The organism is Pseudoalteromonas sp. TAE79 (genome assembly GCF_000498015.1).
Lineage (GTDB): Bacteria > Pseudomonadota > Gammaproteobacteria > Enterobacterales > Alteromonadaceae > Pseudoalteromonas.
The window spans coordinates 1-13,148 of record NZ_AUTL01000087.1 but is presented as its reverse complement, the minus strand read 5'-3'; the positions used below and the strand labels follow the sequence as shown (position 1 = coordinate 13,148).

Annotated in this window: 15 protein-coding genes and 1 other annotated feature; of the genes, 11 read left to right on the top strand and 4 right to left on the bottom strand. The window is 40.2% G+C overall.

Features of this window, described 5'->3' with window-relative positions:
- Positions 1 to 198 precede the first annotated feature (198 nt).
- The 6 genes from L655_RS0104240 to ung are packed head-to-tail and all read left to right on the top strand — an operon-like array spanning position 199 to position 5,617.
- The gene (locus L655_RS0104240) at positions 199 to 1,011 is read left to right on the top strand and encodes an ABC transporter ATP-binding protein (protein WP_024604205.1); all 813 of its coding nucleotides are present in this window, start codon (positions 199 to 201) and stop codon (positions 1,009 to 1,011) included.
- Position 1,012: 1 nt separating this feature from the next.
- A complete protein-coding gene (locus L655_RS0104235; protein ID WP_024604204.1) occupies positions 1,013 to 2,017 on the top strand; it encodes an iron ABC transporter permease in 1,005 nt (334 codons plus the stop codon).
- 4 nt (positions 2,018 to 2,021) lie between these two features.
- Positions 2,022 to 3,506, top strand: a complete 1,485-nt coding sequence (locus tag L655_RS0104230; protein WP_024604203.1) for a cobyric acid synthase — start codon at positions 2,022 to 2,024, stop codon at positions 3,504 to 3,506.
- The gene (gene cobO / locus L655_RS0104225; protein WP_024604202.1) at positions 3,499 to 4,098 is read left to right on the top strand and encodes a cob(I)yrinic acid a,c-diamide adenosyltransferase; all 600 of its coding nucleotides are present in this window, start codon (positions 3,499 to 3,501) and stop codon (positions 4,096 to 4,098) included. The genes L655_RS0104230 and cobO overlap by 8 nt, the downstream gene beginning before the upstream one ends.
- Entirely contained in the window at positions 4,098 to 4,958 is an 861-nt protein-coding gene (locus L655_RS0104220; RefSeq protein WP_024604201.1) for a cobalamin-binding protein, read from the top strand. Before cobO ends, L655_RS0104220 begins: the two co-directional genes overlap by 1 nt.
- Entirely contained in the window at positions 4,955 to 5,617 is a 663-nt protein-coding gene (gene ung / locus L655_RS0104215) for a uracil-DNA glycosylase (RefSeq protein ID WP_024604200.1), read from the top strand. The genes L655_RS0104220 and ung overlap by 4 nt, the downstream gene beginning before the upstream one ends.
- Before the next feature lie 87 nt (positions 5,618 to 5,704).
- On the opposite strand, the gene L655_RS0104210 is transcribed toward ung, so the two are convergent.
- Both L655_RS0104210 and tal read right to left on the bottom strand, forming a co-directional pair.
- Complete coding sequence (locus L655_RS0104210) at positions 5,705 to 5,893, bottom strand: DUF3545 family protein (protein ID WP_002961395.1); 189 nt, start codon at positions 5,891 to 5,893, stop codon at positions 5,705 to 5,707.
- Between the two features lie 235 nt (positions 5,894 to 6,128).
- Positions 6,129 to 7,079 (bottom strand): transaldolase, encoded by a 951-nt coding sequence (gene tal, locus L655_RS0104205; RefSeq protein WP_002961397.1) that lies wholly within the window; start codon positions 7,077 to 7,079, stop codon positions 6,129 to 6,131.
- A gap of 225 nt (positions 7,080 to 7,304) precedes the next feature.
- Between tal and yaaA the strand changes: the two genes are divergently transcribed.
- Both yaaA and L655_RS0104195 read left to right on the top strand, forming a co-directional pair.
- Positions 7,305 to 8,084, top strand: coding sequence for a peroxide stress protein YaaA (yaaA, locus tag L655_RS0104200; protein WP_002961399.1), 780 nt, complete (start codon positions 7,305 to 7,307; stop codon positions 8,082 to 8,084).
- Positions 8,085 to 8,204: 120 nt separating this feature from the next.
- Positions 8,205 to 9,161 (top strand): mechanosensitive ion channel family protein, encoded by a 957-nt coding sequence (locus L655_RS0104195; protein WP_024604199.1) that lies wholly within the window; start codon positions 8,205 to 8,207, stop codon positions 9,159 to 9,161.
- 579 nt (positions 9,162 to 9,740) lie between these two features.
- Here the strand turns inward: L655_RS0104195 and L655_RS0104190 are convergent.
- Both L655_RS0104190 and srmB read right to left on the bottom strand, forming a co-directional pair.
- On the bottom strand, positions 9,741 to 10,061 hold the full coding sequence (locus L655_RS0104190) for a BON domain-containing protein (RefSeq protein WP_002961403.1): 321 nt from the start codon (positions 10,059 to 10,061) through the stop codon (positions 9,741 to 9,743).
- Between the two features lie 264 nt (positions 10,062 to 10,325).
- A complete protein-coding gene (srmB, locus tag L655_RS0104185) occupies positions 10,326 to 11,552 on the bottom strand; it encodes an ATP-dependent RNA helicase SrmB (RefSeq protein ID WP_024604198.1) in 1,227 nt (408 codons plus the stop codon).
- Positions 11,553 to 11,627: 75 nt separating this feature from the next.
- Here srmB and L655_RS0104180 point away from each other — a divergent pair, with 75 nt between their 5' ends.
- The 3 genes from L655_RS0104180 to L655_RS0104170 form a co-directional block, all read left to right on the top strand.
- A complete protein-coding gene (locus L655_RS0104180; protein ID WP_024604197.1) occupies positions 11,628 to 12,326 on the top strand; it encodes a methyltransferase in 699 nt (232 codons plus the stop codon).
- An 81-nt stretch (positions 12,327 to 12,407) separates the two neighbouring features.
- Positions 12,408 to 12,728 carry a transposase gene (locus tag L655_RS0104175; protein ID WP_024604194.1) on the top strand — a complete coding sequence of 107 codons (321 nt, stop codon included), beginning with the start codon at positions 12,408 to 12,410 and terminating at the stop codon, positions 12,726 to 12,728.
- Positions 12,686 to 12,802: a sequence feature (AL1L pseudoknot), on the top strand. Its footprint overlaps the gene before it by 43 nt.
- The coding region (locus L655_RS0104170; RefSeq protein WP_139016270.1) for an IS3 family transposase at positions 12,731 to 13,148 on the top strand (418 nt) is incomplete at its 3' end. It overlaps the preceding feature by 72 nt.

Below are 13,148 nucleotides of genomic sequence, written 5' to 3'. Positions count from 1 at the left end.
TAAGTAAAAACCGAGCAACAAAGAGTAAATAGCCCCTAGGAAGAACCCTTTGGGCAGCGCCTGTTTGGCATTAATGCTACGTTATCGCCCATTTATGGGGAATAACCACACTACATAGGCTCTGCCTTGCCTAAATACCAAACAGACTGTTGCAAATTTAACCTTGAAAGATCAACAGACCCTATCTAGGACTGACTATTGTACACTCAAACGCCATTAAATATACCATTACTAAACGTTAAAAACGTATCGTGGGGTATTGGCAATAAAACGATCCTCAAAAAAATAAACCTTAAAATAACCACAGGTAAATTTGTTGGCTTAATTGGACCTAATGGCGCAGGTAAATCGAGCTTATTGCGTTGTTTATATCGTTTTAATAAACCCAGTAATGGCGTTGTAGAGTTTAACAACACCGATATTTGGCAGCTAAAAAGCGATGAGTACGCAAAAAAAGTAGCGGTTGTTTTACAAGAAACCCCGTCGCAATTTAACTTAAGCGTATTTGATGTTATTGCACTTGGGCTAACGCCTCATAAATCGCTATTTAGCTCAGTAACTAACATTGATAAACACAAAATTACCCAAGCTATCAACACTGTAGGGTTGGCAGATCATAGCGATCAAAGCTTTGAGTCACTTTCGGGTGGAGAAAAGCAACGTGCCTTGATAGCCCGCGCCATAGTTCAGCAACCTCAGTTGTTAATAATGGACGAACCAACTAGCCATTTAGATGTTAAATACCAAATACAGGTAATGGAGCTTGCTAAATCGTTGGGTGTAACGGTGTTTGCATCGTTTCACGATTTAAACTTAGCTTCTGCAATGTGCGATGAACTAGTGGTTATTAAAAATGGTGAAATTACACATACAGGCACGCCAAGTGAGGTATTAACCGAAAACATGCTAGGCGACGTTTTTGGTGTCTGCGCTCAAGTAAATAACCACCCGCAAATATCGGAGTCGGGAAATAGCATCCCTCATATCACTTACTTTTATGGTTACGAATAATATGAGCGCAGTTAATACTCGCCAATCACTTGCGCTATTTATCAGTGCTGCAGCTGCTTTATTTAGCTTATTTGCAGCACTTAGTTTTGGCGCAGCAGAGACCTCACTTCAAGATGTATTTAATAGCTTTTTACTCTCAAATGATGCGTCTTTTAATTCGCGTATTATTTTTGAACTAAGAATGCCACGCACATTACTCGCCTTTTTAGCCGGCTCTGGCTTAGCAATTGCGGGGCTTATTTTACAAACGGTAACGCGCAACCCTTTAGCCGATCCTTACTTATTTGGTATATCGTCGGGTGCTTCATTTGGGGTGGTGTTACTTATGGCATTAGCAGGTATTAGCGCAGGTTTTATGTTATCGGCAGCAGCATTGCTGGGTAGCTTACTCGCCATGAGTTTATTAATACTTATTGCAGGTAGGCAGCAAAGTGCACAGGTAGAATCAATGTTATTAGCTGGTGTTGCTCTGTCGTTTTTATTTAGTGCATTTACCAGCTTGCTGCTTTATTGGAGCGACCCTCAGGCGGTAGCCGCTATTTTATTTTGGACACTGGGCAGCTTTTCGCGTGCGCAGTGGGTTACGCTTTGGTTGCCTTTATTGGTAATTACATTGTGTACGTTTGTAATGCTGAGCTTTAGAAGGCAGCTAAATGCTATGTTACTGGGCGATGAAAGCGCAATTACATTAGGTGTGAGGGTTCAGCGCTTTAGAATACTTATGCTGGTTTTAAGCTCATTAATTACCGCTGTGCTGGTGGCTATGTGTGGTGGTATTGGGTTTGTAGGATTAATGGTGCCGCATATTGTGCGCTTTTTTATATCCCAAGGCACCATCGCTGGCTTACTGGTTACCAGCTTGGTGGGCGGTACATTTATGGTGTGGGTTGATGTACTTTCGCGCTCATTGCTGAAAAACCAAGAACTGCCCGTAGGTGTTATTACTGCAGCTATTGGTAGCGTGTTCTTTTTGAGTTTATTGTTTTTTAGAAAGCGAAGGGTGTAATTCCATGAAAACCTTAATGGTGCAAGGCACTACATCAGATGCTGGTAAAAGCACTTTAGTTGCTGCCCTTTGCAGGGTGCTTGCTAAGCGAGGGGTAAAGGTTGCGCCTTTTAAACCACAAAATATGGCACTTAATAGCGCAGTAACAAAAGATGGCGGCGAAATTGGTCGTGCGCAAGCTTTGCAAGCAATAGCAGCTAAAGTAGAGTCCGAAATAGACTTTAATCCTATTTTACTTAAACCTAATAGCGATACTGGCGCACAAGTGATTATTCACGGAAGAGCCATTAGTAATATGGAAGCGGGCAAATATCACGACTATAAAAAAGTGGCGATGGATGCAGTAATTACCTCACATAACCGCTTAGCTAAACGCTTTGATTTACTCCTCGTTGAAGGGGCAGGTAGCCCTGCTGAAATAAACCTGCGTGAAAACGATATTGCCAATATGGGTTACGCCGAAGAGGTAGATTGCCCAGTAATTATAATTGCTGATATTGATAAAGGTGGTGTGTTTGCACATTTGGTAGGTACGCTTGCGTTGTTAAGCGAGTCAGAACAGGCGCGCGTAAAAGGCTTTGTTATAAACCGCTTTAGAGGCGATATAGGTTTGCTGCAAGGCGGGCTTGATTGGCTTGAAGAATACACAAACAAACCCGTGCTTGGCGTATTACCTTATTTGCATGACCTTGCGCTTGATGCTGAAGACGCCGTCGCAATTGATAATAACGTAACCAACGCCTCAATTAATATTGCAGTGCTACTTGTTCCCCACATTAGTAACCACACCGATTTTGATGCACTGCGTTTGCACCCAAACATTAATATAAATTACGTGCGCCATACGCAAACGATCCCAGACGTTGATCTGATAATTCTCCCAGGCAGTAAAAACGTGCTGGGCGATTTAACCTTTTTGAAAAATGAAGGCTGGGACACTCAAATTAAACGCCACTTACGCTATGGTGGTAAAGTACTTGGCATTTGTGGCGGCATGCAAATGCTGGGCAATACGCTCAACGATCTCGAGGGTATTGAGTCATCATTAAAGCAAGTAAATGGGCTTGCTCTGTGCGATTTTGAAACCACGCTAACAACACAAAAAGTATTAACTAAAATAACCGCTACACTGCTTTTAAATAACCAATCAACACCCTGTAGTGGTTACGAAATACATGCAGGGATTAGCCAAGGTGCAGCGCTTAATAAGCCATTTTTAACCTTTGATAAAAGCCACCCACATGGTTTTATGTTCGATGGCTTTATTAGCGATGATAACGCCATTGCGGGCACTTATTTACATGGCTTATTTGATGAAGCCGATGCTACATCGCAAATTTTAAAATGGGTAAAACCAAGCGCCTCAATTAACCCAATTAGTATTGCCACTCATCGCGAGCAGCAGTTAGAACGATTAGCAACCATGTGCGAAACGCATTTAAACATACAGCAAATTATCTCGATTTATGAAGGGCACAATAATGACTGAACAAAACAACGATAAGCACAAGCAGCGCCAACAAAAAGTAAAAGAACAAGTGGATGCACGTGTTGCCGCCGCACAAGATGTAAAAGGTATTTTTCAGGTAATTACCGGTAACGGTAAAGGTAAATCAACCTCAGGCTTTGGCGTTGTAGCACGCTGCGTAGGGCATGGTAAAAAAGCAGCCGTTTGCCAATATATTAAAGGTACGTGGGAGTGTGGCGAGCGTAATTTATTACAAAGTGCAGGCGTTGAGTTTGTTGTAATGAACACCGGTTTTACCTGGGATACACAAAATAAAGAAGCCGATACCGCAGCCGCCCAAGCAACATGGCAAGAGTCAAAACGCATGCTTGCTGATAGCAGTATTGATTTAGTATTACTCGATGAGCTTACGTATATGGTGACATACGGCTATGTTGATTTAGATGAAGTAGTAACAGCCCTTAATAACCGCCCGCCAATGCAGTCAGTTATTATCACAGGGCGTGCAGCACATCGTACTTTAACCGACCTTGCCGACACGGTAAGCGAAGTGCGTAATGTAAAACATGCATTCGACTCAGGCATAAAAGCGCTAGAAGGATTTGATTACTAATGTTTAAAGCGTTTTTTATTGGGGGGCTGCTTTTTTGTGTATCGGGCAGTGCACTTGCAGAGCAGGCTAATGATTCTAAAAAACTGCGAATAATCGCGCTTGCACCACATATAGTCGAAAACCTATTTGCCATAGGGGCGGGCGATAATATTGTGGGCACGGTTGATTACGCCGACTACCCAAGTGAAGCCCAAAGTATTGAGCGCATAGGGGGTTATTACGGTATCTCACTTGAAAAAGTGTTAGCGCTTAAACCTGATTTAGTAATTGCGTGGAAAAGCGGAAACCAAAGCGAAGATTTAGCCCAAATAGAGCGTTTAGGTATAAAAGTATATTTGAGTAATCCCACCACAATCGCTGGTGTAGCCGACGAGTTACTTACTTTTGGTGAATTTACAGGGAATATTGAGCAAAGCCAGCAAGCGGCAAATGCATTTACACAAAAACTAAACGCGATTGTTAAAAGCCAGCAAGATAAAAAAAATATTACCGGATTTTATCAGTTATGGGCTGAGCCCATGATGACAGTAAGTAAAAATACGTGGATAAGCCAACTGATTGAAACATGCCATGTAAGTAATGTATTTGCACAAAGCGTTACAGATTACCCGCAAATTAGTATCGAAAATGTCATTGTTACTAAGCCACAAGTTATTATTATCCCTGATGAAAAATCAAAAACACCACAGCCGGTTGTTAATTGGCAAAAGTGGCCAGAAGTGCCCGCTGTTAAAAATGATCAATTTATTAGCGTAAATGCCGATTTATTACATCGTTTTACCCCGCGCATGCTAGATGGACTCGCGGATATGTGTGATAAAATAGACGCATCACGTAAACAGATTAAGAGTACACAATGAGCAATTGGGCTACATTTTTAGAAAGTGAATTACAACAACCTTACATGCAGCAAACGTTAGAGTATGTGGCTAATCGCCGCAATGAAGGTGTTGCTGTTTATCCGCCTGAAGCTCAAGTATTTAGTGCTTTTGATGCCACCGCACTAAATGACATCCGCGTTGTAATTTTAGGACAAGACCCATACCACGGAGAAGGGCAAGCGCATGGCTTGTGTTTTTCGGTATTGCCTGATGTAAAAAAGTTGCCACCGTCGCTTAAAAATATGTACAAAGAGTTAGCTGTCGATATCAGCGGATTTATTATTCCTGAGCATGGTTACCTGCAAAGCTGGGCAGATCAGGGCGTGTTTTTACTCAATACAGTATTGACCGTTGAGCAAGGTCAAGCGCATTCTCACAAACATTTAGGATGGGAGCAATTTACCGATAATGTAATTGCCCATATTAATAAGCACTGCGAAGGTGTGGTATTTATTTTATGGGGTGCACATGCACAAAAAAAAGGTAAAGGCATAGATAGCGCTCGCCATCATGTTTTAAAAGGGCCGCACCCATCGCCGCTTTCGGCGCATAGAGGCTTTTTTGGTTGTAAGCATTTCTCACAAACGAATGAGTTATTGCAAGCCCAAAAAGATAAGCTAATTAACTGGCAAATCTAATTTATTCTAAAGAACTCAAATTGTTTAAACCATTAAAAAAGGCTTCCAGATTCTGGAAGCCTTTTTGTTTAGTTGGGGCGTATTGAATTAAAAATCGAGCTCATCAATTGCAATACTGTCTGTAAAGTAGTCTAGTTCTTGTAGTTCTTTACGTAGGCGCTGTTTGTCTTTTATTGCTTCTATTTCACGCCATTTTCTTTTTTTATTTTTCTGAGAGGTTTTTCTTGTTGTATCTGGTCCTTCTAATATCTCTAATATATCGTTTAGGCTATCCATGAACTTCTCCTATTGATTTTATTGACCTCAAGAATACCTATACCACAGGCCTAGTTAAAATAGAATAAAAAAGTGACAGTTATGTTACATAAGTGTGATTAATTGATGAAGGTTTATACGAAGATTATACGAAGATTATACGAAGATTATATGAAGGTTAAATAGAGAAGTAGCCTATTTTAGGCATAAAAAAACGCCGCTATTGCGACGTTTTCTAAAACACGATTATAGCAAATTACATTGCTTTAAAACGCGCTTCTAGTTGTTCTTGTGCATCAGCAAAAGAGCGAATACCTTCAGCTAGTTTTTCAGTAGCCATAGCATCTTGGTTATGTAACCAACGGAACTGCGCTTCTGTAAGTGGCTCTGGTTTTGGCTCTTTAGGAATATCTGTTTCTAGCAAGTATTCCTGTGCGCCTTCAAGGTTACCTAAATCTTCTAAAAGATTAGGGCTAATAGTTAGCTTGTCGCAACCAGTAAGAGCAATAATTTCGCCTGTATTACGGAAACTTGCACCCATCACAACTGTTTTGTAATCATGGCGTTTGTAAAATTCAAAAATGCTGCGTACAGACTGAACACCTGGATCTTGTAGCGGATCGGTTGGTTTTTCCATACCGTTAGCAACATGCCAATCTAAAATACGACCAACAAATGGCGAAATTAGAAATACGTTTGCATCGGCACATGCGCGAGCTTGGGCATCGCTAAATAGTAAAGTAAGGTTACATTTAGTACCTTCTTTTTCTAGCTGCTCAGCGGCTTTAATGCCTTCCCACGTAGACGCTACTTTGATTAAAATTTTATCTTTGCTTACACCTTCTTTTTCGTAAAGGCTAAGTAGGGTATGTGCTTTATCAATAGTCGCTTGCGTATTAAACGAAAGGCGTGCATCTACTTCAGTAGAAATATAACCAGGTACAATCTCACTAATTTCTTTACCAAGTAACACGGCAAAGTAATCACATGCTAGTTCAAGTTGTTTAGCTGGCTCTTGCTCGGTTTCTTTTGCATAGCTCCAAGCTTTATCTAGGTAAGGCTTATATGCTTCAATCTCGCTCGCTTTTAATAAAAGCGACGGGTTTGTAGTTGCATCTTCTGGTTGATGCTTTTTAATAGCTTCAATATCACCAGTGTCGGCTACGATAGATGAATGTTGTTTTAGCCTTTGTAGAGCTGAAGTCATTTGCTTTCCTCATTCCAAGCAAGTTAAAAGAAAAATCTAATCACTCTTAATATATACAATCCATACTGCAACAGTGTGACAATGCTTGATAGGTCTTATGTCCTTATCAATAGAAAAACGGCAATGCATGAGTTATTAAGAGAGGATTTATTTAAACAAAACGTGCTTTTCGTTTCATTTAATGTTGAAATTGACACTAAACAAATTACAAGTCAATAGCTAACTATGATCACTGTTATTTCACCTGCAAAAAATCTTGATTACGAAACGCCACCCGCAACAGACAAGTTCACTCAGCCTGAATTACTAGAGCACAGCGAAGAGCTCATGAAAGTATGCCGTGAACTAACACCAGCGCAAATTGGCAGTTTAATGAAAATTAGCGATAAGCTATCTGGGCTTAACGCAGCACGCTTTAGCGAGTGGGCGCAGCCGTTTACACAAAGTAATGCTAAACAAGCAGTGCTTGCCTTTAATGGCGATGTATACGGCGGTTTAGATGCAAGCACGCTTAAAGCTAGCGAGCTTGATTACGCACAAAACCATTTACGTATCCTTTCTGGCTTATACGGCTTATTAAAACCACTTGATTTAATGCAAGCTTACCGTCTTGAAATGGGCACTAAGCTTGAAAACTCGCGTGGCAAAAACTTATACGAGTTTTGGGGCAGCGTAATAGCGAACAAACTAAACGACGTATTAAAAGCACAAGACGCACAATACCTCGTTAACCTTGCTTCAAACGAATACTTTAAAGCGGTAGATAAAAAAGCATTAAATGCACAAATTATTACCCCACACTTTAAAGACTGTAAAAACGGTCAATACAAGGTAATTAGCTTTTACGCTAAAAAAGCACGCGGCATGATGGCGCGCTACATTATCGAAAATAAAGTAACGCAATTAAGTCAGCTTAAAGAGTTTACTGTGGCGGGTTATTACTTTAGCCCTGAGGCAACAGTTAAAGAGCTTGAGCCGGTATTTATGCGCGACGAACAAAATTAGGTCATAAGCTTAAATAAACAATTGAAAAGCCATGCATTGCATGGCTTTTTTGATACTGGCGTTATATTTGCAACTATATCTAATATTAATGAGATTATTAATTAAATAGGTGCAAACAAAATGATCAGTATTCCGTCAGTTGGCGAAGCCGAAAAACTAATAGAGGAAAAGCTCGGAGGGTGGTTTGATGTTGTTATCAGCCATATCCCTAATTTTATAGTGGCAATTGTAATTGCCATAGTATTTTCAATATTGGCGCGCTTTGCTGGCAAGCTGATGAAAAACGTATTACGCCGCTCACTCGACTCAACGCAAATTGCCGATTTAATGGCGTCAATATTTAAAGTTATTGTGTTGTGCATAGGTTTATTTATAGCGCTCGATTTTGTTGGCTTAAAAGGCACCGTTACTTCGCTACTTGCTGGTGCGGGTATTGTGGGTTTAGCCATTGGTTTTGCGTTTCAAGACATGACCGAAAATCTAATTGCTGGTATAGCAATGGGTGTACGTAAGCCATTTAAAACAGGTGATGTAATAGAAACCGATGATGTGTTTGGTTCGATACATTCTATAAACCTACGTAACACGCTAATAGAGAGCTTTTACGGGCAACTAATACTTGTACCAAACAAAGTCTTATTTAGAAATGTACTAAAAAATTACACCACGCTAGGTATAAGACGTATAGAAGTACCTGTAGGTATTTCGTACGGCGATGACATAGAAAAAGCAAAAGACGTTATAGTCGAAAAAATTAACGAATTTGACTTTGTAATACGTAAAGACGAAACCGCTGTATACGCTGAAGGTTTTGGCGACAGCAGCATTAACTTACTGGTGTGGTTTTGGATTAAATACCCAGGCGAGCCTGACTTTATGACGGTACGCCACAAAGGTGTTGTTGCCGTTAAGCAAGCATTAGACGAAGCTGATATTAGTATTCCTTTCCCAATTCGTACGCTCGATTTTGGCATTAAAGGGGGTGAAAAACTCGATGCCATGATAAGCGATAAAATAAGCCAGCAATCATCAAATAAAGACAGTAGCGACGGTGCTGACTCTAGCCAAAGTGAGTAATTTAGTTAAAGCTCATTAGGCAAAAGCATTGGGAAATAGTTACTTACCAACAGCGCATTTTTACAGAGTAAAAATGCGCTTTTTTTATAAACGGATTATTAGCTAAAAGTTTAAATACCTAGTTTTGTGTTTATTGAATATCAATTCTAATTAGTTGCGTTTGGCCATGGGAGTATTAACAAGTAAAAGTAGTGTTTACCCAACGATTTTCTCACTGCCTTTGCTGCACACTCTGAAATAACGCCCTCATCTATTTCAATAACTAAATCATCCTTTTTAAGCCCGTTAGGTCGGCTAAAGAATCTGTGTAAGCTTTTTCAGTATCAATTGGGTTAACTTAAGGGTTAAAAGAGCGAAGACAAACACGCTAGCATCAATTCTAAATTTATCTTCATAAGTATAAGTATTAGTGTGAGCTATCGTTTTAAGGGGAGGAATAATCGTATTGCTTAGGCTTTATTTTATCTTTTTCACAGCAGCAAAACTTGCCTTAAACTGAATATAAAAAAGCGCAGCTTGTGTTGTAGTAACAAGCCGCGCTTATGAATTAGTCATACAAATAGGTTTTTGTGGTGCGTATTAAATAACGCTAATTTTGTTACGAATGATTTTAACCCCATCTATATTTTCTAGAAATTTTTGAGCCAGTGCGCGCTGAAAACCAGTTTGTGCTTCACCGTATAAATCTACTTCACCATTTTTTACCTGCACACGAATATCACTTAACGCTAGGTTAGGGTTAGTTCGTAGGGTGTTGGTGATAGTTTGTTGTAGGTTAGGTTGAGTGGCTACACTGCTTACTACGGCCATGTTGGTTGCTGCACTTACCTTTGTAGCGCAAGCTAATAAAAATAAACAACAAAATGATACTAAAGCGATAGTTAACTTGAAGCGGTTCATAACTTAATCCTTACATTACGGTGAATAGTGCAGCCACAAAATNTCGGCTAGGTTATCTTTGTAGTTACAATTTCGGTGCCAATTTTAACGCTATGAAATATAAGGTGATTTTATTAAGTGGGAATTAAGGTGGGCAAAAATTACATTTAAATGAGTATGAGTTACATGCTTGGGTTACATATGTAACAGGTACAAACACCAGAGCCTGTAAGGCTTGCATTAAAAAAGCCGACAAAAGTCGGCTTAGAATAAAAGTATGTTAGGTTACTTTTTCTTTTTAACCTTGGCCTTTTTCTTGACTTTCATTTTTACTGGATCTTTACGCTTTTTAGCCGGCGGCTTAGCTTCTTTATGCTGTGGCTCAACACCTTTAATTACACGGCGTTTTAGTTTTTGTTCAACGTAGCGCTCTACTTTATACAAAATACCAATGTCGTGTGCTTCAACTAATGATATTGCAATCCCTTTTTTACCAGCACGGCCAGTACGACCAATACGGTGTACGTATACGTCGGCAGTGCGCGGCATATCAAAGTTAATAACGTGGCTGATGTCAGATACGTCAATACCACGTGCAGCTACGTCGGTAGCAATTAAGATACGTGTTTTGCCACTGTGGAAGTTTTCCATGGCTTTCATACGTTTGTCTTGTGGCATTTCGCCGCGTAACCAAGCTGCTTTAACGCCGTTATTGGTTAGCTCGCCAATCAGTGTTTCTAAACGCTCACGGGTTTTAACAAACACAATTGCTTTAGTCACGTCTGGACCATTTAAGGTATTTACTAAAAGCTCTAGTTTATGATGATAGTCATCGGCTAAATGTACCCACTGGTGAATTTTAGCTTTTTCTTTACGTGACGATTCAGCTTCTAATAGAGCTGGGTCGTTTAATGTTTTTTCAGCAAACCTTTCTACGCTGTCACCTTCGAGTGTTGCTGAGAATAAAAAACATTGGCGACGATTTTTAGCTTCGTCACAAATACGGCTCATTTCTTTTTTGAAACCCATATCTAACATGCGATCTGCTTCATCGATAATAAGCATTTCTACGTGTTCAGCATGAAAGTTTTCGGTTTCTAGGTATTCCATTAATCGACCTGGTGTGGCGATTAAAATATCGTTATTTTTTTCAAAAATTTCTTTATGCGTGCCGTAGTTAATACCGCCTGTTACTACACCAATTTTTAGGTGTGTGCGTTTAGCTAGCAGTTCACATTGTTCATGAATTTGATAAGCCAACTCACGAGTCGGGGTCATAACGAGGACGCGCGCAAAACCAGGATCACGACGTGGGAAATCCAGTAAGTACTGAATAGCCGGAATTAAAAATGCCGCTGTTTTACCTGTACCAGTAGGCGCAGATGCTAAAATATCGCGCCCCTGTAGTGCTTCAGGAATAGCTTGTTGTTGAATGCTGGTTGGCGTCTCGTAGCCCATTTTATTAATGGCATCGAGTAGCTTGTTATCAAGATCAAATTCAGAAAATTGCATAGAGTGTCTAAAATAAGGGACAATTACCCTGATTATACGCGCTATGCTGCGCTTGGTGAATGAAAAGGTGAAAAAATGTCTGGTTTTGTATTTAAACAATTTAAAGTTGAACACGACGACTGTGCAATGAAAGTTTCTACCGATGGCATTTTGCTTGGCGCATGGGCTAATTTAAGCGGTGCAAAGTCATTACTTGATATAGGCACAGGGACCGGCTTACTAGCATTAATGTGTAAGCAGCGCAGTAATGAGCTTGATATAACTGCGGTAGAAATTGACGAAAGCGCCTATACCCAAGCATTACAAAATGTAGCTAATAGTCCGTGGCCAACAATAAGTATTAAGCACCAAACTATTCAAAGCTTTAGTAGTGAAGTTAAATTTGATGTTGTTATCTCTAATCCACCGTATTTTAATCACAGTTTAAAAGGCGATAATGCTGCGCGTAATACCGCACGCCATACCGACGGCTTAAGTTTTGAAGAGTTAATAAATGCCTTTAAACGCTTAAGCCATAGTGGTTCTCGCTTTAGCTTAATACTCCCAAGCGTTGAAGGCGCATTATTTATTGAGCTTGCTACTCAAAATGGGCTTTATTTAAATGCTCATTGCCAAGTAAAAGCCACGCCTAATAAAGATATTAGCCGCAGTTTAATGGCATTTAGCTACGTAAAAAGCGATATAGAAACATCAATTCTGTGTATTAGAAACTTAGATAATACCTACACCGCTGATTATATAGCTCTGTGCAAAGCATTTTATTTGAAAATGTAAAGCAATTGTAAAATAGGAACGAATAACGCAATGAATCGCCCCGTGTTTGCCAGAGACTCAATAACTTGAGAAACTGGAACTATGAAAAAATCAAATCGCTATACATCAGAATTTCGTGAACGTGCAATTAGGCTTGTTACCACACAACAGCATGAATACCCTTCTCTTTGGGCTGCGCTAGTATCGATTTCAGATAAACTGGGATGTACCCCAGAAACACTTAGAGCATGGGTCAAGAAATCTCAAGCTCAACCGTCTAAACCCTCTTCTAATACGCCATCAACTGAAGAACGCCTTGCCATCTTAGAGCGCGAGAATAAAGAGCTCAAGCGAACGAATGATATCCTGAGGCAAGCTGCCGCTTTTTTCGCCCAAGCGGAGCTCGACCGCAAACAGAAGTAATAGTGGATTTTATTGATGCTTGCAGAGAGCATTACGGTGTCGAGTCAATTTGCAAGGAATTGCCGATTGCACCATCAACGTATTATTCTCATAAACAGATACAAAGAGAGCCTGAGCGACTGTCTAACCGCAAAAAGCGTGATGCTGAGCTGATAATACTCATTCGCGAAGTGTGGGAGGATAATATGTCAGTTTATGGTGCAAGAAAAATATGGAAGCAGCTACAGCTTGACGACCATCAAGTCGCCCGCTGTACAGTCGAACGATTGATGCGAGTTATGGGAATTCAAGGTGTTCGTCGGGGTAAAGCACATAAGACAACGATACCTGACGAGCAACAAGATAAGCCACTTGATTTAGTTAATCGTCAATTTACTGCTGAGCAGCCAAATCAACTTTGGGTAGCTGACATCACCTATG